The sequence below is a fragment of the Pseudomonas sp. GM17 genome (assembly GCF_000282175.2).
Taxonomy (GTDB): Bacteria; Pseudomonadota; Gammaproteobacteria; order Pseudomonadales; family Pseudomonadaceae; genus Aquipseudomonas; species Aquipseudomonas chlororaphis.
Window position 1 is genome coordinate 2,742,210 of record NZ_CP124732.1, and the last position, 23,032, is coordinate 2,765,241.

General features: G+C 61.4%; 22 protein-coding genes, 1 tRNA gene and 1 pseudogene. 17 read left to right on the forward strand and 7 right to left on the reverse strand.

Features of this window, described 5'->3' with window-relative positions:
* The first annotated feature begins 232 nt into the window (after positions 1 to 232).
* On the forward strand, positions 233 to 712 hold the full coding sequence (locus tag PMI20_RS12380) for a GNAT family N-acetyltransferase (protein WP_007928100.1): 480 nt from the start codon (positions 233 to 235) through the stop codon (positions 710 to 712).
* Between the two features lie 115 nt (positions 713 to 827).
* Here the strand turns inward: PMI20_RS12380 and PMI20_RS12385 are convergent.
* Positions 828 to 1,033: pseudogene (locus PMI20_RS12385) on the reverse strand (short-chain dehydrogenase).
* A 123-nt stretch (positions 1,034 to 1,156) separates the two neighbouring features.
* Positions 1,157 to 2,209: an NAD(P)-dependent alcohol dehydrogenase gene (locus PMI20_RS12390; protein ID WP_007928120.1), complete on the reverse strand. Its 1,053-nt coding sequence runs from the start codon at positions 2,207 to 2,209 to the stop codon at positions 1,157 to 1,159.
* 180 nt (positions 2,210 to 2,389) lie between these two features.
* On the opposite strand from PMI20_RS12390, the gene PMI20_RS12395 reads away from it, so the two are divergent.
* Positions 2,390 to 3,280, forward strand: coding sequence for an AraC family transcriptional regulator (locus PMI20_RS12395; RefSeq protein ID WP_007928122.1), 891 nt, complete (start codon positions 2,390 to 2,392; stop codon positions 3,278 to 3,280).
* Positions 3,281 to 3,455: 175 nt separating this feature from the next.
* Here the strand turns inward: PMI20_RS12395 and PMI20_RS12400 are convergent, their stop codons facing one another.
* Positions 3,456 to 5,120, reverse strand: a complete 1,665-nt coding sequence (locus PMI20_RS12400; RefSeq protein WP_037035167.1) for an electron transfer flavoprotein-ubiquinone oxidoreductase — start codon at positions 5,118 to 5,120, stop codon at positions 3,456 to 3,458.
* 546 nt (positions 5,121 to 5,666) lie between these two features.
* Here PMI20_RS12400 and PMI20_RS12405 point away from each other — a divergent pair.
* From PMI20_RS12405 to PMI20_RS12455, 11 genes are all read left to right on the forward strand, one after another.
* Positions 5,667 to 6,416: an electron transfer flavoprotein subunit beta/FixA family protein gene (locus PMI20_RS12405; RefSeq protein ID WP_007928126.1), complete on the forward strand. Its 750-nt coding sequence runs from the start codon at positions 5,667 to 5,669 to the stop codon at positions 6,414 to 6,416.
* 1 nt (position 6,417) lies between these two features.
* Positions 6,418 to 7,347, forward strand: a complete 930-nt coding sequence (locus PMI20_RS12410) for an electron transfer flavoprotein subunit alpha/FixB family protein (RefSeq protein ID WP_007928128.1) — start codon at positions 6,418 to 6,420, stop codon at positions 7,345 to 7,347.
* A gap of 82 nt (positions 7,348 to 7,429) precedes the next feature.
* Complete coding sequence (locus tag PMI20_RS12415) at positions 7,430 to 8,254, forward strand: substrate-binding periplasmic protein (protein ID WP_007928130.1); 825 nt, start codon at positions 7,430 to 7,432, stop codon at positions 8,252 to 8,254.
* Positions 8,255 to 8,263: 9 nt separating this feature from the next.
* Positions 8,264 to 8,620 (forward strand): DUF4398 domain-containing protein, encoded by a 357-nt coding sequence (locus PMI20_RS12420; RefSeq protein WP_009042881.1) that lies wholly within the window; start codon positions 8,264 to 8,266, stop codon positions 8,618 to 8,620.
* A complete protein-coding gene (locus PMI20_RS12425; protein ID WP_007928135.1) occupies positions 8,617 to 9,429 on the forward strand; it encodes an OmpA family protein in 813 nt (270 codons plus the stop codon). The genes PMI20_RS12420 and PMI20_RS12425 overlap by 4 nt, the downstream gene beginning before the upstream one ends.
* Positions 9,430 to 9,631: 202 nt before the next feature.
* Positions 9,632 to 11,071, forward strand: a complete 1,440-nt coding sequence (locus PMI20_RS12430) for an aminotransferase-like domain-containing protein (RefSeq protein ID WP_007928140.1) — start codon at positions 9,632 to 9,634, stop codon at positions 11,069 to 11,071.
* 79 nt (positions 11,072 to 11,150) lie between these two features.
* On the forward strand, positions 11,151 to 11,663 hold the full coding sequence (locus tag PMI20_RS12435; protein ID WP_007928141.1) for a hypothetical protein: 513 nt from the start codon (positions 11,151 to 11,153) through the stop codon (positions 11,661 to 11,663).
* Between the two features lie 168 nt (positions 11,664 to 11,831).
* Complete coding sequence (locus PMI20_RS12440) at positions 11,832 to 12,086, forward strand: YkgJ family cysteine cluster protein (RefSeq protein WP_007928142.1); 255 nt, start codon at positions 11,832 to 11,834, stop codon at positions 12,084 to 12,086.
* Between the two features lie 43 nt (positions 12,087 to 12,129).
* The gene (locus PMI20_RS12445) at positions 12,130 to 12,738 is read left to right on the forward strand and encodes an START domain-containing protein (RefSeq protein WP_007928143.1); all 609 of its coding nucleotides are present in this window, start codon (positions 12,130 to 12,132) and stop codon (positions 12,736 to 12,738) included.
* A 113-nt stretch (positions 12,739 to 12,851) separates the two neighbouring features.
* Entirely contained in the window at positions 12,852 to 13,109 is a 258-nt protein-coding gene (locus PMI20_RS12450) for a hypothetical protein (protein WP_007928144.1), read from the forward strand.
* Between the two features lie 222 nt (positions 13,110 to 13,331).
* Complete coding sequence (locus PMI20_RS12455; RefSeq protein ID WP_007928145.1) at positions 13,332 to 13,673, forward strand: ribonuclease E inhibitor RraB; 342 nt, start codon at positions 13,332 to 13,334, stop codon at positions 13,671 to 13,673.
* Positions 13,674 to 14,076: 403 nt separating this feature from the next.
* On the opposite strand, the gene PMI20_RS12460 is transcribed toward PMI20_RS12455, so the two are convergent.
* Positions 14,077 to 14,889 carry a c-type cytochrome gene (locus PMI20_RS12460; protein WP_037035174.1) on the reverse strand — a complete coding sequence of 271 codons (813 nt, stop codon included), beginning with the start codon at positions 14,887 to 14,889 and terminating at the stop codon, positions 14,077 to 14,079.
* A 687-nt stretch (positions 14,890 to 15,576) separates the two neighbouring features.
* Here PMI20_RS12460 and PMI20_RS12465 point away from each other — a divergent pair.
* From PMI20_RS12465 to PMI20_RS12475, 3 genes are all read left to right on the forward strand, one after another.
* A complete protein-coding gene (locus tag PMI20_RS12465) occupies positions 15,577 to 16,782 on the forward strand; it encodes an acetyl-CoA C-acetyltransferase (RefSeq protein ID WP_007928156.1) in 1,206 nt (401 codons plus the stop codon).
* A gap of 25 nt (positions 16,783 to 16,807) precedes the next feature.
* Positions 16,808 to 18,952: a 3-hydroxyacyl-CoA dehydrogenase NAD-binding domain-containing protein gene (locus PMI20_RS12470; protein ID WP_007928157.1), complete on the forward strand. Its 2,145-nt coding sequence runs from the start codon at positions 16,808 to 16,810 to the stop codon at positions 18,950 to 18,952.
* 104 nt (positions 18,953 to 19,056) lie between these two features.
* Positions 19,057 to 19,785 (forward strand): amidotransferase, encoded by a 729-nt coding sequence (locus PMI20_RS12475; protein WP_007928158.1) that lies wholly within the window; start codon positions 19,057 to 19,059, stop codon positions 19,783 to 19,785.
* Positions 19,786 to 19,864: 79 nt separating this feature from the next.
* On the opposite strand, the gene PMI20_RS12480 is transcribed toward PMI20_RS12475, so the two are convergent.
* From PMI20_RS12480 to PMI20_RS12490, 3 genes are all read right to left on the reverse strand, one after another.
* A complete protein-coding gene (locus PMI20_RS12480) occupies positions 19,865 to 20,836 on the reverse strand; it encodes a magnesium and cobalt transport protein CorA (RefSeq protein ID WP_007928159.1) in 972 nt (323 codons plus the stop codon).
* A gap of 131 nt (positions 20,837 to 20,967) precedes the next feature.
* The gene (locus PMI20_RS12485; protein WP_007928160.1) at positions 20,968 to 21,690 is read right to left on the reverse strand and encodes a lysophospholipid acyltransferase family protein; all 723 of its coding nucleotides are present in this window, start codon (positions 21,688 to 21,690) and stop codon (positions 20,968 to 20,970) included.
* A 228-nt stretch (positions 21,691 to 21,918) separates the two neighbouring features.
* Positions 21,919 to 22,608 carry a crotonase/enoyl-CoA hydratase family protein gene (locus PMI20_RS12490; protein WP_007928161.1) on the reverse strand — a complete coding sequence of 230 codons (690 nt, stop codon included), beginning with the start codon at positions 22,606 to 22,608 and terminating at the stop codon, positions 21,919 to 21,921.
* A gap of 318 nt (positions 22,609 to 22,926) precedes the next feature.
* Here PMI20_RS12490 and PMI20_RS12495 point away from each other — a divergent pair.
* A tRNA-Ser gene (locus PMI20_RS12495) sits at positions 22,927 to 23,016 on the forward strand.
* The last annotated feature ends 16 nt before the right edge of the window (positions 23,017 to 23,032 follow it).

Consider the following 23,032-nt stretch of genomic DNA (forward strand, 5'->3'; position numbering starts at 1 on the left):
CTGTAGCCGCTGCCGCAGGCTGCGATAAGGCCCGCGGGACCTTCGGGCTTCGATAAAAGTGCCGTGCGCTTCGCGACCGATCGCAACCAGCGGCAGCGGCTACAGGTATCGGGCAATTCCGACATGGACAATCACCCGTCACGACCTCCAGGCATATCCCTGTGAAATACCCGTGCATGTCCTTCCCCTGTCGATCTAATATGGCCGCCTGCCTTCCAACCGAGACCCGCCGATGTCCGTCGAAATCCGTCCAGCCGTGCCCAGCGATGCACCGCAAATCCTTGCCTTCATCAGGGAGTTGGCCGATTACGAACGTGCTCGCCATGAGGTCATCGCCAGCGTCGCCGACATCGAGCGCAGCCTGTTCAGCGAGGGCGCCACGGCCCACGGCCTGATCTGCCTGCGCGATGGCGTGCCGATCGGCTTCGCGGTGTTTTTCTTCAGCTATTCCACCTGGCTGGGCAGCAATTGCCTGTACCTGGAAGACCTCTACATCACCCCCGCACAACGCGGCGGCGGCGCTGGCAAACAGCTGCTGCGGCACCTGGCGCGGATCGCCTGCGACAACGGTTGCGGGCGCTTCGAGTGGAGCGTGCTGGAGTGGAACGAACCGGCGATCCAGTTCTACAAATCCCTGGGCGCCCAGCCCCAGGAAGAGTGGGTGAGGTACCGCATGGATGGCGATGTGCTGCGCGCGTTTGCCCAGGGCTGATTTACCCGGCGCTTCTTTCGTGCAGGAGCGAGCTTGCTCGCGATAGCAATCCTGACAGCCAACTCTATTCTCAAGGCAGCCCTCAAGTTCAGGGCTACCGTCGTTCGACCAGGGCTCAGGCCTGCAGGTGCCAGCCCATCACATCCAGCAGATCGCAGCTGTCGCGCAACAGGATGGCGCTGGCCAGGTGTTGCAGTCGGTGTTGTCGGCGGCTTTCATGTCTAGCCGCGACAGGCTTTCCAGCAGTTGGTTGATGGCCAGCAGACGGACGGCGCTGTTGGCGTGGAGGACATCGAGTGGGGTGGTTTTGTCGATCAGCAGGCCGCCGCTGGCATCTCCGCCGAACTCGGCGGCTGACTCAGGCTTCCATAGGCGCGAAGCTTGCCCGCGATGGCATTTTTCCAGGTCCATCGCCATCGCGGGCAGCTTCCTACGGGACTGCGTTTATTGCTTGAGGGTCGCCATGTCGATGACGAAGCGGTATTTCACATCGCCGGCGATCATCCGCGCGTAAGCCTCGTTGATCTGGCGGATGTCGAGCATTTCGATGTCGCAGGTGATGTTGTGCTCGGCGCAGAAATCCAGCACTTCCTGGGTTTCGGCGATGCCGCCGATCAGCGAGCCGGCCAGCACGCGACGGCCCAGTACCAGCTTGGCCGCGTGCACGGGCGGGTCCACCGGCTCGATCAGGCCGACCAGGATGTGTACGCCGTCAAAACGCAGGGTATCCAGGTAGGGGTTGAGGTCGTGTTGCACTGGGATAGTGTCCAGCAGGAAGTCGAAGCGGCCGGCCGCGGCCTTCATCTGCTCGGCATCGGTGGAGACGATCACATGATCGGCACCCTGGCGACGGGCTTCCTCGGCCTTGCTCGCCGAACGGGTGAACAGGGTCACTTGCGCGTCCAGGGCCTTGGCGAACTTGATGCCCATGTGGCCCAGGCCACCCATGCCGAGAATGCCCACCTTGTCGCCGGCCTTCACCCCGTAATGCTTGAGCGGCGAGTAGGTGGTGATGCCCGCGCAGAGGATCGGCGCGGCGCTGGCCAGGTCGAGTTTCTCGGGAATGCGCACGACAAAGTGCTCGCTGACCACGATGCTGTCGGAGTACCCGCCCATGGTGTTGCTGCCGTCGACCCGGTCCGGGGTGGCGTAGGTCATGGTCGGGCCTTCCAGGCAGTATTGCTCCAGGTTGGCGGCGCAGGCTTCGCAATGCCGGCAGGAGTCGACCATACAGCCGACGCCGACCAGGTCGCCCACCTTGTGCCTGGTCACTTGGGCGCCGACGGCGGTGACCTTGCCGACGATTTCGTGGCCCGGCATCAGCGGGTACACGGCGATGCCCCATTCATTGCGGGCCTGGTGGATATCGGAGTGGCAGACGCCGCAGTAGAGAATCTCGATGGCCACGTCGTCGGGGCGCGGGCTGCGGCGCTGAAAGCTCATGGGGGCGAGGGGCGTGGTGGCGGACTGGGCGGCGTAACCGATGGCTGTGTACATGATGAACCTCGCAAAAGCACTGACAGATGAGGCGGGCCATTCTCGGCGCCGCTCCCTGGCGCGAACATGGCGATTCCTCGGCATGTCATGCCTATTCCTCCGCCATCGGCCATTTGCGCGCGGCATTGGCGTGCAGACCTGCGATGATGTTTTCATCCCTTTTTCCGTGAAGTTTTCCCCATGTTGTTGACCCGCCATCTCGATGCCAATGCCACCCTGGTATCCCTGATCCAGCCTCTTGCGACCCGCGACGGTTTCGTTCCCACGGGGCTGCCCGGGGTTCAGGTGTTACGGGCCAGTTGCGACGTGGCCCGCGGCCCGCATATCTATGAGCCGAGCCTGATGATCATCGCCCAGGGCAGCAAGCTGGCGTATCTGGGCCCGCGGACCCTGGAGTACGGCGCTGGGCATTACCTGATCCAGGCGCTGTCGGTGCCCTTCGAGTGCGAGACCTTCGCCATGCCCAATGCGCCGTTGCTGGGGGTGTCCATCGCCATCGACCGGGCGCTGTTGGGCGAGCTGGTGCTGGCGATGGGCGTTGCCGCGGGGCGCAGCGCCCAGGCGCAGACCCCGGAGTCGATGACTTCGGTGGTGCTCGACGACACGATGCGTGGTTGCGTGGAGCGCCTGCTGCGCTGCCTGCACGATCCTCTGGAGTGCAAGGTGATGGGCCAGGCGCGCTTGCGCGAATTGATGTTCACCGTCTTGCGCGGGCCGCAGGCCGATGTGCTGCGCGCGCTGGTGGAGCAGCACGGGCAGTTCGCGCGGATTTCCGCCTCGCTGAATCACTTGCACGAGCATTACACCGAGCCGCTGAACGTCGAGACCCTGGCCCGTTGCGCGAACATGAGCACCTCGACCTTTCATGAGCACTTCAAGCGCAGCACGCTGCTGTCGCCGGTGCAGTACCTCAAGCGCCTGCGCTTGCTCAGGGCGCAGCAGTTGCTGCTGGGAGAAGGGCTGGGCGTGGCCCAGGTGGCGCATCGGGTGGGCTACCAGAGCACCTCGCAGTTCAGCCGTGAATACAAGCGCTACTTCGAGCGCAATCCGGGGGATGAGCGAGCAGCGTGATAGGAGGCGCTCGTCTGTAGGCGCGAGGCTTGCCCGCGATGCAGGGTGAGACGGTCTGACAGATACATCGCCAAGGCCTTATCGCACGCAAGCTGTGCTCCTACAGAAGCAGGGCAGTGGCACCGGCAATAAAAAAGGCCCCCATTCGGGAGCCTTTTTTCTTCAAGCGTACGCCTTACATGTTCGGGTAAGTCGGACCGCCCGCGCCTTCCGGCGCGACCCAGGTGATGTTCTGCGCAGGGTCCTTGATGTCGCAGGTCTTGCAGTGCACACAGTTCTGGGCGTTGATCTGGAAGCGCTTCTCGCCGTCTTCCTTGGTGATCACTTCATACACCCCGGCCGGGCAGTAGCGTTGAGCAGGTTCATCGTACAGCGGCAGGTTCTTGCCGATCGGGATGCTCGGATCGGTCAGCTTCAGGTGGCAAGGCTGTTCTTCTTCATGGTTGGTGCCCGAGATGAACACCGAACTGAGTTTGTCGAAGCTGAGCTTGCCGTCCGGTTTCGGGTAGTCGATCTTCTTGCAGTCCGCGGCCAGCTTCAGGCAGGCGTAGTCCGGCTTGGTGTCGTGCAGGGTAAACGGCAGCTTGCCACCGAAGAGGTTCTGGTCGACCCAGTTGAAACCGCCGCCGACGATGGCGCCGTACTTGTGGATCGCCGGGCCGAAGTTGCGGCTGGCGAACAGTTCTTCGTACAGCCAGCTGGACTTGAACGCTTCTACATAGGTGTTCAGCTCGTCGGCGCCTTCGGAACCGGCGAACAGCGCATCGGCCACGGCGTCAGCGGCGAGCATGCCGGACTTCATGGCGGTGTGGCTGCCCTTGATCTTGGCGAAGTTCAGGGTGCCCAGGTCGCAACCGATCAGCGCGCCGCCCTTGAACACCATCTTCGGCAGCGAGTTCAGGCCGCCTTTACAGATGGCGCGCGCGCCGTAGCTGACGCGCTTGCCGCCTTCGAGGTACTGCTTGAACACCGGGTGATGCTTGAGGCGCTGGAATTCGTCGAACGGCGACAGGTAGGTGTTGCTGTAGGACAGGTCGACGATCAGGCCGACCACCACCTGGTTGTTTTCCAGGTGATAAAGGAAGGAGCCGCCAGTGTTCTCGGTGCCCATGATGTCCAGCGGCCAGCCGGCGGTGTGGACCACCAGGCCTGGCTGATGCTTGGCCGGATCAATTTCCCAGATTTCCTTGAGGCCGATGCCGTAGTGCTGGGCGTCGGCGTCGCTGTCCAGGTTGAAGCGCTTGATCAGTTGTTTGCCGATGTGGCCACGGCAGCCTTCGGCGAACAGGGTGTACTTGCCACGCAGTTCCATGCCGGGGGTGTACAGGCCTTCCTTCGGATTGCCTTCGCGGTCGACACCCAGGTCGCCGGTGATGATCCCGCGGACCACGCCGTTCTCGTCGAACAGCGCTTCCTGGGCGGCGAAGCCCGGGTAGATTTCCACGCCCAGGTTCTCGGCCTGCTGGGCCAGCCAGCGGCACAGGTTGCCCAGGGAGATGATGTAGTTGCCTTCGTTGTGCATGGTCTTGGGCACAAAGAAGTCGGGAACTTTGGTCGCGCTGTCGGCGTTTTTCAGGACATAGATGTCATCGCGCTTGACCGGGGTGTTCAGCGGGGCGCCGAGCTCCTTCCAGTCCGGAAACAGCTCGTTCAGGGCGCGGGGTTCGAACACGGCGCCGGAAAGAATGTGAGCACCGACTTCGGAGCCTTTCTCGACCACGCAGACGCTGATTTCCTTACCGGCTTCGGCGGCCTTCTGCTTCAGTCGGCAGGCGGCGGACAAGCCAGCGGGGCCGGCACCGACGATGACCACGTCGAATTCCATGTATTCGCGTTCCACTAGGCTATCTCCTACTCAAGGCTCAACGGTTTTTTTCTAATTGGAGGTTGGGTGTCGCATCGATGGTTTTCTCCGCCAAACAGGGGAGGGGACAATGAACGACCCGCCTTTCTCTCTAGGCGGCGCATTATATCTACACCACTCTTAGCGTCCAATACAAACGTTTGTTTGAATTTGCTGCAGCCCATGTAAATCAAAGAAGCACGGCTTATGACTGGCCATTTTGGCGTATTGACCAGAATAGGCGTTCCGGTCAAGATACGGTCGGTTTTGCGCTCGCCGTAGGCTGACTGTTGGTTTCAAGAGCACCTCTAAAGACAGGGCGAAGGCAGTACAAGGTGACGCAACGTGCAGTTTACACGCCGCGATAAAGAATGACCGGCCAGTCGCTACTGACGAACGGTCATCATCCCGTGAGCAAGGTCATCTGTCTGCTGTTGCAAGAGTCCATGCCAGCGTTTTTAGAGGTGCCCTTGTGCCCGATGAGCATCAACCGCCAGGTTCGCCTAGGCGACTTTCTTTTCACCGGAGAGTAACGAGGAATCCATGAAGGTTCTTGTAGCTGTCAAACGCGTTGTCGATTACAACGTCAAGGTTCGCGTCAAGGCGGACAATTCCGGCGTCGACCTCGCCAACGTCAAGATGTCGATGAACCCTTTCTGCGAAATCGCAGTGGAAGAAGCCGTACGCCTGAAAGAAAAAGGCGTAGCGACTGAAATCGTCGTCGTCTCCATCGGTCCCGCTACTGCTCAAGAGCAACTGCGTACCGCCCTGGCGCTGGGTGCCGATCGTGCCATCCTCGTCGAGTCCGCTGATGAACTGAACTCCCTGGCCGTGGCCAAGCTGCTCAAGGCCGTGGTCGACAAGGAACAGCCTCAGCTGGTGATCCTTGGCAAGCAAGCCATCGACAGCGACAACAACCAGACCGGCCAGATGCTGGCAGCCCTGAGCGGTTACGCTCAAGGCACCTTCGCCTCCAAGGTCGAAGTGTCGGGCGACAAGGTTGCGGTGACCCGTGAAATCGACGGTGGCTTGCAAACCGTTTCGCTGAACCTGCCAGCGATCGTCACCACCGACCTGCGTTTGAACGAGCCGCGCTACGCGTCTCTGCCAAACATCATGAAAGCCAAGAAGAAGCCGCTTGAAGTGCTGACTCCTGATGCTTTGGGCGTTTCCACCGCCTCTACCAACAAGACCCTGAAAGTCGAAGCGCCGGCTGCACGCAGTGCGGGTATCAAGGTCAAGTCGGTCGCTGAACTGGTCGAGAAACTGAAAAACGAAGCGAAGGTAATCTGACATGACTATCTTGGTAATCGCTGAACACGACAACAAGGTGCTGGCTCCGGCCACCCTGAACACCGTTGCCGCCGCTGCCAAAATCGGTGGCGACATCCACGTCCTGGTCGCCGGCCAGGGCGCTGGCACCGTGGCTGAAGCCGCGGCGAAAATCGCTGGCGTGAGCAAAGTCCTGTCGGCCGACAACGCCGCTTACGCTCACCAACTGCCGGAAAACGTTGCCCCTCTGGTAGCAGAGCTTGGCAAGGGCTACAGCCACATCCTGGCCGCCGCCACTTCCAACGGCAAAAACATCCTGCCGCGCGTGGCCGCGCAGCTGGACGTCGACCAGATTTCCGAGATCATCTCGGTAGAAAGCGCCGACACCTTCAAGCGTCCGATCTATGCCGGTAACGCCATCGCTACCGTGCAATCGAACGCCGCCGTGAAGGTCATCACCGTGCGCGCCACCGGTTTCGATCCGGTTGCCGCCGAAGGCGGTTCGGCCGCTGTCGAAGCGGTTGCTGCCGCTCACGACGCAGGTAAATCGAGCTTCGTCGGCGAAGAGCTGGCCAAGTCCGACCGTCCTGAACTGACTGCTGCCAAGATCGTCATTTCCGGCGGCCGCGGCATGCAGAACGGCGACAACTTCAAACACCTGTACGCCCTGGCCGACAAGCTGGGCGCTGCCGTGGGTGCTTCGCGCGCCGCGGTCGACGCAGGTTTCGTACCCAACGACATGCAGGTCGGCCAGACCGGCAAGATCGTTGCGCCACAGCTGTACATCGCCGTCGGTATCTCCGGCGCGATCCAGCACCTGGCCGGTATGAAAGACTCCAAGGTGATCGTTGCGATCAACAAGGACGAAGAAGCGCCGATCTTCCAGGTGGCCGATTACGGCCTGGTGGCGGACTTGTTCGAAGCCGTACCAGAGCTGGAGAAGCTGGTCTAATCCAGCGGCTTCACTTATAAGAGAGCCCGGTCTTTTGGCCGGGCTTTTTTATTGTCTGGGATTTGAGTGGGAGAATTTCGCCATGGATCTGCGCCGCCTGGGTGGCCTGTCAGTGCTGCTGGGACTGACATTGATGCCGTTGCCGTCGATGGCCGCCGGTAAATGCGAGCGCCTGGTGGTGACCGGCAGTCCGGATGCCCCGCCGTATCTGTGGCGCGACCCGCAGGACCCCAGCCACCTGATTGGCGCCAGCGCCGAATTGCTGCAACACGTGGCGCAGGAACTGGGGATCAAGGTCGAGTTGTTGTATGCCGGCAAACGCTCCGCCGCCCTGGATGAAGTGCGCAGCGGGCGCATAGACATGCTGGCCGACGCGCCGCTGACGGTGAGTGAGCTGGAAGCGCTGGACTACATTCATCCGCCGCTGCTGGAGAACGATTTCCTGGTCTGGACCCGCAAGGGCTCGACGCTGAGCTACAGCCAGCCCTCGGACCTGCATGGGCATACCGGCGCATTGTCGGAAAGGGCGCGCCTGACGCCGCCCTTCGATGCCTTCGCCAAGGAGCAATTGAGCCTGACCCGCATGCCGAATCTGACCCAGGCATTCCAGAAACTGTTGCTGGGGGAGGTGGAGTACGTACTGGCCGGACGCTACGCCGGCATAGCCCTGGCCCAGTCGCTGGGCATGGCCAACGATCTGCTGGCATTCCCGCAGCCTGCCGACAAACCTGGCCTGTTCCTGGCCATCTCGCACAACTCCGCCTGCAACGACCCATGGTTGCGCGGACAGTTGGCAAAAAAGATGACAGAATTGCCCGCGTCCGGTCTGACGGAAGCCGTGCTGCAGCGCAATCTCGAGCGTTGGAAGGCACAGTTGCAGCAACCTGTCAGCACCCCCAAACAGTAGGGATTTCTAGTGAGTATTCGACCTCTTTTCGCTGCCCTGGCCGTCCTGGCTCTGGCGGGTTGCGCAGCCGATCCGGCGCCGAATGAACAAATGCGCCTGACCGAACAAACCCTGGCCCAGGCCAAGGCCGTGGGAGCCACGGCAGAGGATGTGCCGGAAATGAAACTGGCCGAGGACAAATTCGCCCGCGCCCAACGCAACATGCAGGAAGAGTCGTTCAAGCACGCGCGCATGCGTGCCGAGCAGGCGGAACTGGATGCGCGCCTGGCCGAGGCGCGGGTTCTGACCCTGAAAAGCCAGGAACAGCTGAACCTCGTCCAGACTCGTATCACTCGTCTGCGCAAGCAGTTGGGAGATGCCCAATGATTCGTCTGACTCGAGTATTGGGTGGCGTGCTGCTGATCGCCTGCACCGGCCTCTACGGCTGCGCCGGGCAACGCAGCGAAGCAGCGCTGGAACAGGCCGGCGAGGACTTCCAGAAGGTCAAGGAAGATTCCAATGTGCTGCGCATCGCGCCCAAGGATGTGATCCGCGCCGGTGAGTCCCTGGCCCGGGCCGATCGCCTGTCCAGCTACTGGGGCAGCGGTTCGGATGTGGTGCACTACGCCTACCTCAGCCAGCGCTACAGCGAAATCGCCCGCGAGCACACCAACCAGGCGCTGAACCAGGAGCAGGCGGCCAAGCTCGAACTCGAACGCCAGCGCCTGCAACTGGCCCTGCGCGAGGCCAAATTGCTGAGCGTGCAGCAGCAGGGCAAGTGGCTGGAAGAGCAGATCATCAACCTGGCCACGACCCAGACCGATCGCGGGCTGGTGATGACCCTGGGCGATGTGTTGTTCGACACCGGCGAAGCGGAGCTGAAGAGCTCGGCCAATCGTACCGTGCTCAAAGTCGTGCAGTTTCTCCAGCTGAACCCCAAGCGTGTGGTGCGGATCGAGGGCTACACGGACAACACCGGCGACAAGCAGAGTAATCTGAAACTGTCCCGCGACCGGGCGCAGGCCGTGGCCGATATCCTGGTGGACCTGGGTGTCGAGGAGAAACGGGTCCAGGTCGAAGGTTATGGCGATGAGTACCCGGTCGAGGCCAACGCCTCGGAACGTGGGCGGGCGCAGAACCGTCGGGTGGAAATCGTCTTCTCCGACGAGAAAGGCCAGTTGGGCGCCGCGCGCTAAGACGCGGCGGCTCAAGACAACCCGGTTTCCCCCGCGGAGCCGGGTTTTTTTGTGCCTGACGATTGGCACACAAAACAGTACAGTTTTTGCTGACACTGCCCTGTACGGTCGACTATTGTGGCAACTGTCCCAGTACACTTATGAACTGTTCCGGTATCGTCATCCACAAGAATAAAATGCCGGTGAAATCGAGTGCAGCGTCATGACCAATCTCTTGCTTTATCAACGTATCGCTCAGCAGCTGGCTGAAGATATCCGTCGTGGTGTGTACCAGCCCGGGGAACGCGTACCTTCGGTACGCAAGATGAGTTCCCAGCTCAACGTCAGCCATGCCACGGTGCTCCAGGCCTACGCCAATCTCGAGGACCAGGGGCTGATCCGTGCCCGTCCACAGTCGGGCTATTACGTGCACCAGACCCCGGCGCTGACCGCGCCGACCCCGGACATCGCCCGGGTCGAGCGGCCTGGCCTGGTGACGCGCAGCAGCATCATTCATCAGGTGTTGGTGGAGTCGCGCCGTGAAGGCGTGTTTCCGCTGGGCGCCGCGGTGCCGAGCGTCGATTACCTGCCAGTACGGGCGTTGCACCAGCAACTGGCCAAGGTCACCCGTTTCCATAGCCCGCGCGCTTTCAGCTACATGTTCAGCCCCGGCTTCGAGCCATTGCGCCGACAGGTGGCGATTCGCATGCGCGACGCTGGCGTGGTGGTCGACCCCTCCGAAGTGGTGATCACCCACGGCTGCGTGGATGCCCTGCAGATGTCGTTGCGCGTGCTGACCCGCCCGGGCGACCTGATCGCCGCGGAGTCGCCGACTTACTACGGCCTGTTGCAACTGGCCGACCTGTTGGGGCTCAAGGTCATCGAGATTCCCAGCGACCCTTCCACCGGCATGAGCCTGGAAGCGCTGCAACTGGCGGCCAACCAGTGGTCGATCAAGGCCCTGGTGTTGACCACGCGCTTGAGCAATCCACTGGGCGGCACCATGCCGGAAGAGCGGCAGAAACAATTGCTGCGCCTGGCCTCGGATTTCGATATCCAGGTGGTCGAAGATGACATCTACGGCGAACTGATGTTCGAGGTCGGTCGTACCAAGGCGCTGAAAGCCTATGACCGTCTGGATCGGGTGATCTATTGCTCGAGCTTTTCCAAGACCCTGTCACCCGGCGTGCGCATCGGCTGGATGATTGCCGGCAAGTTTCAGCAGGAAATCCAGCGTTTGCAAACCTTCAGCACCCACTCGGCCTGCAGCGTCACCCAGATGGGCGTCGCGGCCTACCTGGAGAACGGCGGTTACGACCGGCATCTGCGCTTTATCCGCCAGGAGTACCGCAAGAACCTCAGCGCCTTTCAGTTGGCGGTGCAGCAGTACTTCCCAGAGGGCACGCAGATTACCCGTCCGAACGGCGGTTTCATTCTCTGGGTCAGCCTGCCGGGGCGGGTCAATACCCAGGAATTGCATGTCCGGGCATTGCAGCAGGGCATCAGTATCGCGCCGGGGCTGATCTTCAGTAATACCGAGCAGTTCAACCACTGCATTCGCCTCAACTGCGGTACCCCCTGGAATCGTGAGGCCGAACGGGCACTGATGACCCTGGGCATGCTGGCCAGCCAGTTGTGCCAGGAGGCCGCGGGAGGTTTTTGAAGAATCGGTTACCGTGCTTGTTTTCGCGCGGTCAACAGGCGAGCATATGGCTCTTTGCCGCCGATCCTGTTGTCTCTCTATGAAAGCGATTTTTCCTGTTGCCTGGGTATTGGTCAGCGTATTGAGTGCTTTCGGCACGGCCAGCGTTCTGGCGGCTCCGGCCCAGGAAAAGGTCGCGGCAAGCGCCACCGAGAATAAATCGCAGAAAACCGCGGCAGCCAAGAAAGCCGCGCCGGTAAAGAAGGCGGCAGTGACCAGCAAGGCCAAACCCAAGGCCAAGGCACAGAAAAGGCGCGCGCCGATCGCTTCCAAGTCCAAGCCTGCCAGTGAGATCGTGAGGACGCGTTTGCCTTCGGCCAATGTCGATCTGAGCCTGCCGCCGGAAATGGTCAAGCAATTGCAGCCGATCGGCTCGGTCAACCAGCCCAAGCGCCCCCCGTTGCTGCCGCCGATGTTCGGCGAGAAACCCAAGGACGACAGTCCGTTCCAGCTCAACGGCCGCTTGCTGAGCAACGAAATGCAGTTGCAGCTGCGCAATGACGAACGGCGTGATGTGGAAGGCGCGGCGTTGGATTTCGAGTTCAAGCAGTAAACCTTCATCCTGACTGTGACCCGCAGCCCTGACGCTTTGTCGGAGACTGGTCAGTCACGCGAGCCTTAGCGTAAAAACCCGTGGGCGGCCAATTTCAAACGGCTGTTTTAGCGGTTACTCTAGTCCGCGTCATTTCAATACTTTGCCCGTCGCGAGGAGCTTGTCGTCATGAACTGCCGTGAAGGCTGTGGCGCCTGTTGCATTGCCCCTTCCATCAGTACCCCGATTCCCGGAATGCCCAATGGCAAACCGGCCGGAGAACGTTGCATTCATCTTTCTGTCGAACTGCTGTGCGGTTTGTTCGGCCAACCCGAACGGCCCGCCGTCTGTGGTGCGTTCCAGGCCGATGTCGAAGTCTGCGGCGGCAGTCGGGAAGAGGCTATCCGCTTGTTGGGCTGGTGGGAGCAAGTGACGGCGGCGTGAAGTGTTTTCAATGAACGGAACTTCAACAATAAGGAATAAGACAATGGGTTCGCTGCATCGAATTGCTGTGCTCTGTGGGTTGACCGTTCTGCTCTCGGCAACCGCCCACGCCGAAGATTGGCAAACGGCCAAGGATGAAGACGGCATCAAGGTCTCCTTGAGTGAAGTGGCCGGCTCCAAATACAAGGCCTACCGGGGCGTGACCACCATGAAAACCAGCGTGGCCAAGCTGCGCGCGCTGCAGGACGACGTGACGGGCGCCTGCGCCTGGATCCACGAGTGCAAGTCGCAGAAACTGCTCAAGCACGAAGGTGAGCAGAGCTGGACCTACACCCAGTTCAACACCCCATGGCCAGTTACGCCGCGTGATTCGGTGCTGCATGTCACCACCAGCGAAGCGGCCGATGGCAGCCTGACCCGCAAGCTCGAAGGCGTACCGACCTACCTTCCCGAGGAGAAAGGTTTCGTGCGTGTCGCCCAGGTCGAAGGCTTCTGGAAGTTCGTGCCCAAGGGCGCGGACCAGGTCGAAGTGACCTATCAGGTGCACACCGAACCGGGCGGCAGCGTGCCGTCCTGGCTGGCCAACAAGTTTGTCGTGGATGCGCCGTTCAACACCCTCAAGGCATTGAAGGCGCGCGCCGAGAAACCGTAAGCGCCGATCGTTGCGCAAAGGCTGCCCCAGGGCAGCCTTTTTTAATGGCACCGCCGGGCTTTTGGTTTGAACGATCCTTGGTTCTTCAGGGTCGACATCTTGTGAGTCCATCCATGGGCTTCATCAAGGAGGCACTGATGCAAAAGTGGCAAGTCACTTTCGTTGACGATCATGGTGTCCAGTCAGTCGAGCAGTTCGACTGTGAGCAGCAGCCCAGCATGGAGGAGGCGGCACAATTGATTCGCGCAAAGCTTTTGCCGGTTCCGGCCGAGCTTGACCTCAACGATCTGGAAGGGCGCACCGACGACCCTACGCTCAAGAGCCTGAAAGATCAGAACAGCATTCAAATCCTCAGCATTACGCCGATTTAATCTTTAATGCGCAAAGCTCCACCGAGCTTTAACCCAGACCTTGGCAGCGCCTGCGTCTTGGCGCTACTCTGCATTCGAGATCAGCGAATGAATCGCTAAGGTCTGGTCTTGTCAGCTACATGCTTGTTTCCTGGCGGCGATCTTCTCGCCGCAAGCCTGCACCGTGCGGTGACAGGCAAGGGAGTACGGAAAGTCTATCCATCGGTTTGAGGAGGACGTTTCATGAGCACAGCCTATCAAGAAGACATCAGCAGCAGCGTGCTGCGCCGCATGAAAGAAGGCGGTTTCGACTTTTCACGATTCCATCCCATCGAGTTCTACGCCATTTTCCCGGACGAGGAGCGGGCACGCAGGGCGGCAGGGCAGTTCCGCGGTGAATCCTTGAATGCCCAGGTCAGCGTGCGCGATGACGGCGTCTGGTACCTGGAGTTGAGCAAGGTGATGTACGCCACCTACGGCGGCATCGGCGATTTCGAGCAGGACTTTGAAGCGGTGGTCGCGCCCCTGGGCGGGATCATTGAAGGTTGGGGCGTGAAGCAGGAGGTTCGAGGGCGACTCGTTTAGGGCATATGAATAGCGTCAAGACTCAGCATCGGCTGACCTTCGGGTCGGCCGATTTCGTTTCTGCCCCGGGATCCTACAAAAAAGCGGGTAAAAAAAGGCCACCCGCTGAGGGTGGCCAAAAGGGAAGACCGGTAGGAGAGGAAACCGGTCGGGGACATTCCGGGTCCGGCTGCCATTGGCGCCATGAAGGGTGGGGCGTCGACTGCGCACCGTGGTGGTACTGAAGTCATCTGCGCTGTTGCAGCGAATTTTGCGAAGTTTTGCCCAAGCGGTGAAATCAAGTCTGGCTATGCCGTCGATAGCCACTGCATTGCAATGGAGCGCTTGCCGGGGAGCACGCCCGACTGTAAGGAGCGAGGCTTGCCTGCGATGGCATTCTGGACAGCACCTCCCCAAGCCAGCTTTATTGCCCAGGCTGCTTGCGTCCCGCCATATGCTTCAGATACCCCACCAGCAACTCCAGCTCGGCATCCGGCAATACGCTGCTTGCGAAGGCCGGCATCTTCGCCTGTGGCCAGCGGCGCAGGCTCTGTGGGTCACGGATATAACGCTTGAGGAAGTCCGCACCGAAATACTCGGTGGGGCTGTAGGGGATATTCAGATCCGGGCCGAACTGCGAGTCGCCGGCGCCGTTGAGGCGATGGCAAGCCAGGCAATTCTTCTGGAACAGGGCGAAGCCCTGGTTCACCGGGTCGCCGGCCGCCAGTTTGGGGTCCGGGCGCAGGGCCGGGAAACGCTCGGCCACCGGCGCCAGGCGCTTGATGCTCGCCACTTCGAACGGCCATTGCTCGGGGCTGATATGACCGGCCTGCGGGTTGGTCCACACCAGGTAGAAAGGCCCGGCGCTGTGCTTGCCTTCAGCCAGGGGCGGCCAGGGCTTGGCTGGGTCTTCGATGGCCAGCCAGGCCTGGGCGCCGTCTTGGTTGAGCAGGGGGGCGGCGGGCAATTCGGCGGCGAAACCGTCCAGGGCGACAGCCTGCAGATGGTCATCAGCCTTGATGCCGGTGAGCAGGGCCGAGATCGGCACCGCGCGGTAACTCATGTCGCGTTTGTACGACACGTCATCCTTGACGGTGATCGTCCGGGCCTGAGGGTGCTTGAGCAGTTCTTCGGTCTGCCAGGTGCGACTGCCGGCCCCCAGTTCCAGGGTCAGCTGCGCGGCATGCACGGGTGTGATGAGCAGCAGGGCGCTGCACAGGAGGATAAGAGATTTCAATTGATCGCTGTTCCGTCGCTGGGGTGGAGAGCAGCGCGTACGGCCTGTCTCCAGTTTTCTGATAAGCGCGACGACGCCCTGATTCAGCGTGGCCGCGGCGTCAGAAAGAGTGGCACACAAGCGCCTGCCTCGGTAGCGAACCGGAGCACAAAGATGCAATTGCGTGACGGGATGGCCACGCCTCTAGCCGATCACTTTGGTGAGATTCGGCAAAATCAGAAGCAAGGTGGTTGCGAACAGAATGAGCCCCGCTTGACGGACTTTCGAATGCTTGAACATGGCTGAATGCCTTTTGTTGTTATTCCTGAACATCAAATGCATGCCTGCCGCTTCACTCTGGTCAGGCGATGTGTCCCTTTTCTTACACGTGCACCGGCAAGACCCGGCTGCAACGATTCACTGCCTACAGTTCCTACCTTAGGGGCCTTGTAACCCTGGGCTTAGATCCATTTCATATCAGCTAATAGACAGATGCTTTAAAAAGCGCATGAGGCCTATTGCCATCTTCTTGCCCGGCCTTTGTCTAGACAGTTCCGTTATGCGGCGGGCGGAATCCATTAGCTCACTACCGTTCGTCTGAGCGTGACCGTCAAGGTCAGTGAGCGCATCGGTCATTGAATCCGGGCCCCTCGGGGCCAAGAGTGGGAGCCCTGTCATCATTCATCTGCACAGCGGTTCGAGGACGTCATGACCCAGGCTTTGATATTCGATGCATTACGCACCCCCCGTGGCAAAGGCAAGGCCGACGGCGCCTTGCACAGCGTCAAGCCGGTGAACCTGCTGGCCGGGCTGCTCGAGGCCCTGCAGCGGCGTACCGGACTCGACACCAGCCAGGTCGACGACATCGTGCTCGGCTGCGTGACGCCGATCGGCGACCAGGGGGCCGACATCGCCAAGACCGCGGCGCTGGTCGCCGACTGGGACGTCAGCGTAGCCGGAGTGCAGATCAACCGTTTTTGCGCCTCGGGCCTCGAAGCGGTGAACCTGGGCGCGATGAAAGTGCGCTCCGGTTTCGAGGACCTGGTGGTGGTCGGCGGTGTTGAGTCGATGTCGCGGGTGCCCATGGGCAGCGACGGCGGTGCCTGGGTGCTTGACCCGCAAACCAATATGCACAGCCATTTCACCCCGCAAGGCATAGGCGCGGACCTGATCGCCACCCTGGAAGGCCTCAGCCGTGAGGATGTCGATACCTTTGCCCTGCAGTCCCAGCAAAAGGCCGCGCGGGCCAGGGCGGCGGGGGCTTTCAGCAAGTCCCTGGTGCCGGTGCAAGACCAGAACGGCATCGTCCTGCTGGATCATGATGAGTTCATACGCGCCGATTCCACCCTCGAAGGTCTGGGCAAGCTCAAGCCCAGCTTCGAGATGATCGGCCAGATGGGCTTCGACGCCACCGCCTTGCGGGTCTACAGCCATGTCGAGCGCATCCACCACGTGCACACCCCGGGCAACAGCTCAGGGATAGTCGATGGCGCGGCGCTGATGCTGATCGGTTCCGAGGCCAAGGGCCAGGCGCTGGGCCTCAAGCCGCGGGCGCGGATCGTCGCCACGGCGGTCACCAGCACCGATCCGACCATCATGCTCACCGGGCCTGCGCCGGCCACGCGCAAGGCGCTGGCCAAGGCCGGGCTGCGGGTCGAGGACATCGACCTGTTCGAGGTCAACGAGGCCTTCGCTTCGGTGGTGCTGAAGTTCATCAAGGACATGGCCATCGACCCGGGCAAGGTCAACGTCAATGGCGGCTCCATCGCCATGGGCCACCCGCTGGGCGCCACCGGCTGCGCGATCCTCGGCACCTTGCTCGACGAGCTGGAAGCGCGGCGCCAGCGTTACGGCCTGGCGACCCTCTGCGTCGGCGGCGGCATGGGTATCGCCACCATCATCGAACGCCTCTGAGCCCTGACTTCAAGGAAGCACTTTCATGACCCAAGCCATCCGTTACGAAAAGGGCCAGGACCAGATCGTCGTTCTGACCATCGACATGCCGGGCCAGAGCGCCAACACCATGAATGCGGTGTACCGCGAGGCCATGGCCGCCTGTGTGGCCCACCTGCAAGCCGAGCAGGAATCGATTGCCGGGGTGATCGTCACTTCGGCGAAAAAGACCTTCTTCGCCGGCGGCGACCTCAATGAATTGATCAAGGTCGGCAAGCCCGAAGCCCAGGCCTTCTATGACATGGTGCTGACTCTCAAGGGCCAGCTGCGGGCCCTGGAGACCCTGGGCAAGCCCGTGGTAGCGGCGATCAACGGCGCGGCCCTGGGCGGTGGCTGGGAGATCTGCCTGGCCTGCCATCACCGGGTGGCGCTGGACGATTCGTCGCTGCAGGTCGGCCTGCCGGAAGTGACCCTCGGCCTGTTGCCGGGCGGTGGCGGGGTGGTGCGCATGGTGCGTTTGCTGGGGCTGGAAAAAGCCCTGCCGTATCTGCTGGAGGGCAAGAAGGTCCGACCGCAGCAGGCGCTGAAAGCCGGCCTGATCGACCAACTGGCCAGCGACCGCGACGACCTGCTGGCCAAGGCCAGGGCGTGGATTGTCGCCAACCCGGCGGTCAAGCAGCGCTGGGACGTGGCCGGCTACCAGATCCCAGGGGGCACGCCGTCGCACCCGAAAGTCGCGCAGATGCTGGCCATCGCACCATCGATCCTGCGCAGCAAGACTCAGGGCTGCCTGCCGGCGCCGGAGAAAATTCTCTGTGCGGCCGTGGAGGGCGCCCAGGTCGATTTCGATACCGCGCAGTTGATCGAAGCGCGCTATTTCACCGAGCTGACCACCGGCCAGGTGGCGAAAAACATGATCGGCACCTTCTGGTTCCAACTCAATGAGATCAATGCCGGTGGCTCCCGTCCCCAAGGCTTTGCGCCCTATGTGACCAGGAAGGTCGGGGTGCTCGGTGCCGGGATGATGGGCGCCGGGATCGCCTATGTCAGTGCGGTGGCCGGCATCGAGGTGGTGCTCAAGGACATCAGCCTGGCGGCGGCCGAGAAGGGCAAGGCCTATTCGGCGGCGTTGCTGGAGAAGAAGATCGCCCGTGGCCAATTGAGCGCCGAACAGCGTGACGCCACGCTGGCGCAGATCACCACCACCGAGCAGGACGCCGACCTGGCCGGGTGCGACCTGATCATCGAGGCGGTGTTCGAGGATCGCGAACTCAAGGCCAGGGTCTCGGCGGCGGCGCAGCAGGTGGTGGGGGCACAGGCGGTGATCGCGTCCAACACCTCGACCTTGCCCATCAGTGGCCTGGCCAAGGCGGTGCCGGATCAAGGCAAGTTCATCGGCCTGCATTTTTTCAGCCCGGTGGAAAAAATGCCCCTGGTGGAAATCATCAAGGGCGAGCAGACCAGCGACGAAACTCTGGCGCGCGGCTTCGACTTCGTCCAGCAGATCAAGAAGACCCCGATCGTGGTCAACGACAGCCGCGGCTTTTTCACTTCGCGGGTGTTCGGCACCTTCACCAACGAAGGTATCGCCATGCTCGGCGAGGGTGTGGCCGCGCCGATGATCGAGACCGAGGCGCGCAAGGCGGGCATGCCGATCGGCCCGCTGGCGATCTGCGACGAGGTTTCCCTGAGCCTGCTGAGCCATATCCGCCAACAGACCGCCAAGGACCTGCTGGCCGAAGGCAAGCCGTTGCCGGAGCATCCGGCCTTTGCCGTGATCGACCTGCTGCTCAATGAATACAAGCGCCCAGGCAAGGCGGCGGGCGGTGGTTTCTACGATTACCCGGCCGGGGGGCAGAAGCATTTGTGGCCGCAACTGAAAACCCGCTTCGAGAAAGCCGACGGGCAGATTTCGCCGCAGGACGTGCGCGACCGATTGTTGTTCGTGCAGGCCATCGAAACCGTGCGTTGTGTGGAGGAGGGCGTGTTGTGCTCGACGGCCGATGCCAATATCGGTTCGATCTTCGGTATCGGCTTCGCGGCCTGGACCGGTGGGGCCTTGCAGTTCATCAACCAGTACGGTTTGAAGGACTTTATCGCCCGGGCCCAGTACCTGGCCGAGCAATATGGCGAGCGTTTCGCGCCGCCGGCGCTGCTGCTGGAGAAGGCCGCCAAGGGCCAGTTGTTCTGAGGCTGAAGGGATTGAAGTGATGCATCGCAGGGCTTGCCTTGATCGGGCGTTTCAAGGCAGGCTCTGGGGTGTTCATTATTCCCATCACGTGTCAGGTATTTTTTATGTCGCTACGCATCTGCATTCTGGAAACCGACATCCTGCGTCCAGAATTGGTCGATCAATATCAGGGTTACGGGCAGATGTTTCAGCGCCTGTTTTCACAGCAGCCGCTCGCTGCCGAATTTACCGTCTACAACGTGATGCAGGGCCACTACCCGAGCGACGACCAAAGCTTCGACGCTTACCTGGTCACGGGGAGCAAGGCCGACTCCTTCGGTACCGACCCCTGGATTCAAACCCTCAAGACCTACCTGCTGGAGCGTTATAAGCGCGGCGACAAACTGCTGGGCATCTGCTTTGGCCATCAGTTGCTGGCGTTGCTGCTGGGCGGCAAGAGCGAACGCGCGACCCAGGGCTGGGGCGTGGGTACCCACAACTACAAGCTGGCGGCCAGGGCGCCGTGGATGAGCCCGGTGGTGGAAGAGTTGACGCTGTTGATCAGCCATCAGGACCAGGTGACTGCCTTGCCGGAAAACGCCACGGTCATCGCTTCCAGCGATTTCTGCCCGTTCGCGGCCTATCACATCAATGATCAGGTGCTGTGCTTCCAGGGCCACCCGGAGTTTATCCACGACTATTCGCGGGCCTTGCTGGACCTGCGCCAGCAGCACCTGGGCGAACAGGTCTATCAAAAGGGCATCGCCAGTCTGGACCGGGATCATCACGGCAGCACCGTTGCCGAGTGGATGATGCGTTTTGTGGCGCACAAGCCGCAGGCCGGATCGGTTTGAATCCATAGCCGATCGCCAGCCGGTTCGCTTCTACAACGGTCTCAAGGCCCTTGCAGGAGCGTCCAGCCCGGCTCTGCTGTCAGAGCCACCCCGAGCGCTTGAAGCTCGCCCACAACCCCGTACAGCCCAGCACCAGAAACGCCAGCACACCGAAGTAGCCGTAGTGCATCTTCAGCTCGGGCATGTTGTCGAAGTTCATTCCGTAGATCCCCGCCACTGCGGTCGGGAACGCCAGGATCGCCGCCCAGGCGGCGAACTTGCGTTGCACCACGCTTTGTCGCGAGGCCTCCAGCAGGACGCCGATCTCGATGGTCTGGCTGGCGATGTCGCGCAAGGTCGCCAGGTCTTCCATCTGCCGGGTGACATGGATCTGCACGTCGCGAAAGTACGGGCGCATGTTCTTGTCGATAAAGGGGAAGCTGAGCTTCTGCAGCTCTTCGCTGATCTCCACCATGGGCGCTACATAGCGGCGCAGGCGCAGCACGTCGCGGCGCAGGCTGTGGAGGTGCTGGATATCCCGCTCGTTGAGCGAACTGCACAGCACGCTGCGTTCCAGTTCGTCGATCTCGGCATGGATCGCTTCGCTGACCGGCTGGTAGTTCTCGGTGACGAAATCCAGTAGCGCGTAGAGCACGAAGTCTTCGCCGTGCTCCAGCAGCAGCGGTCGTGCCTCGCAACGCTGGCGCACGAACCCATAGGATTTGGAGTGGCCATTGCGGGCAGTGATGATATAGCCCTTGCCGGCAAAGATATGGGTCTCGATGAACTCCAGCTTTCCGGCTTCGCGCACCGGGGAGTAGGTGACGATAAACAGCGCGTCGCCGAAGGTTTCGAGTTTCGGCCGGCTGTGTTTTTCCAGGGCGTCCTCGATGGCCAGTTCGTGCAGGTTGAACTGGCGTTGCAGATTGGCCAGTTCCTGGGCGTTGGGTTCTTCGAGGCCGATCCAGACGAAGTGCCCGGGTTTGGCGGCCCAGGCCGCCCCTTCGTCGAGGGTGATGTCCGTGACTCTTTTACCCGCGCTGTAGACTGCGGCGGCAACAACTCTACCCATGGTTCCTGTTCGCTTCTTCTTATCGAAATGAGGAGTGAGACTTCGTGCAGCTTAGCCCCATGACTGATCAGAGTCAGCCTGTTGGGCGGAGTTCGCCGGCAATAAAAAAGCCCGCTCGCGGCGGGCTGTTTTCAGGCGGTCTGTAGCTGGCGGTCCATCGACTCGATGCACTCGCGCATCTGTTCGCGACACTGTTCGATCAGCCTCGGCATGTCGTCCAGGCTCAGCCCGGCGGTGGGGATCGCCGGCAGCGAGCGGATCAGGATCCTGCCACTGCGCCAGCGGTTGAGACGCATGTGGCGGATGTAGCTGCTGGCGCACACCGGGACGATCGGCACGCCGGCGGCGATGGCCATCTGGAAGGCGCCTTTCTTGAACGGCAGCAGGTCCTCGCCGAGGTTGCGGGTGCCTTCCGGGAAGACCCAGATCGAGGTGTCCTTGTGTTGCAGGGTGTGGGTAGTGGTCAGCATCGAGCGGCGCGCCTTGTGCGCGTTGCCACGGTCGATCAACACATTGCCCGCCAGCCAGAACAACTGACCGAACAGCGGCACCCATTTCAGGCTCTTTTTACCGATGCACACGGTGCGCCGGGGCACCACGTTGCCGAACACGAACAGGTCGTAGTTGGACTGGTGGTTGGCGATGATCACGCAGCTCTTGGGCTTGTCCATCAGCGGCCCGACTTCGGCCTTGACCCGCAGGCGCAGAATGCACATGGCCGGCAAGGCATACAGGCGCGCGCACAGGCGGCTGTTATCCGGGTTGAACGGGCGGCATAGCCCCAGCACCACGCCGAGAATCCCCGCTGCAACAAAATGCAGGCCCATCAATAACATACGAAACAGATACAGCATCTACAGGCCCACCGGGGACAAAAGGTGGCGCAGTGTACGGATGTGCACTGTTTTCGGCAATTACCTGTGTAGAAGGAGAAGATGGCCGATGTTTAAGCGCATGTTTCCGACTCTTTGCTCAGCGGCGAACTAGAGCGTCGCACAGTCTTTCTCGCGGTGCAGGCATAAAGGTGCGGGCATAAAAAAGCCCGACGCGCGGGTCGGGCTGGTGGGCGGCGGGCCCAGGCTTCAGCCCAGGTGTTCCTGATCGAGGATGATCGCGTTGTCCAGGGCTTCCAGCAGCGCCTTGCGCACTTTCAGCTTGGTGTTCTTGTGGGCGGTCATGTTGATCTTCTTCAACTGACGCGCGGCGGCCAGGGCGGCGCCTTGCAGCTCCTCGACGCTCACCACCTTATCGAGGAAACCGGCATCCACCGCGCCTTGCGGGTCGAACATCTCGCCATTGATCACCGAGCGGTGCAGCGCGGATTTGCGCAGGCGGTCACGGGCCAGCTCGATGCCAGCGTGGTGCATGGTCATGCCGATCTGCACTTCGTTCAGGCCGATGCTGAACGGGCCTTCGACACCGATGCGGTAGTCCGCGGACAGCAGCAGGAACGCGCCCTTGGCCACGGCGTGCCCAGGGCAGGCGACGATGACGGGGAAGGGGTGCGACAGCAGGCGACGGGCCAGGGTCGAACCCGAGGTCACCAGGCTTACGGCTTCTTTAGGGCCGGCGGTCATCACTTTCAGGTCGTAGCCGCCCGACAGAATACCGGGCTGCCCGGTGATGATCACCACCGCGCGATCGGTGACGGCCTGGTCCAGCGCGGCATTGAAGGCGGCAATCACGTCCGGGGAAATGGCATTGACCTTGCCATTGCTCAAGGTCAGGGTCGCGATACCGTCTTCGAGGTGGTAAGAGATCAACTCACTCATGACGCAATTCCTTGTATTGAAGTGGGGCAGACGTTACCCACGGTCACAGGTCAGGTAAAGCGCTGTGACTGACTGGTGAGTCAGCCCTTTCTGGCCTGACAAGCGTAGCCGGCCACCTGGGGCGCGGATCGGCCCTCCTATATAGCTGCCAGCCAGGCCAGAGATTGGCCGGTTTGCCATGGCGCTGATGCCGGCGCAGTACCGGAATCCGAAGAAATGTCTTAAGCGCATGAAAATTCTGAAAAAAACCTTTGCCATCAGAAAAGCTTTCGACTACATTAGCGCGCCTCGACAGACTGAATCGGTTTGACGAGACACGGTTGGGTGTCCGAGTGGCTTAAGGAGCACGCCTGGAAAGTGTGTATACAGGAAACTGTATCGAGGGTTCGAATCCCTCCTCAACCGCCATACTTGAAATACACGA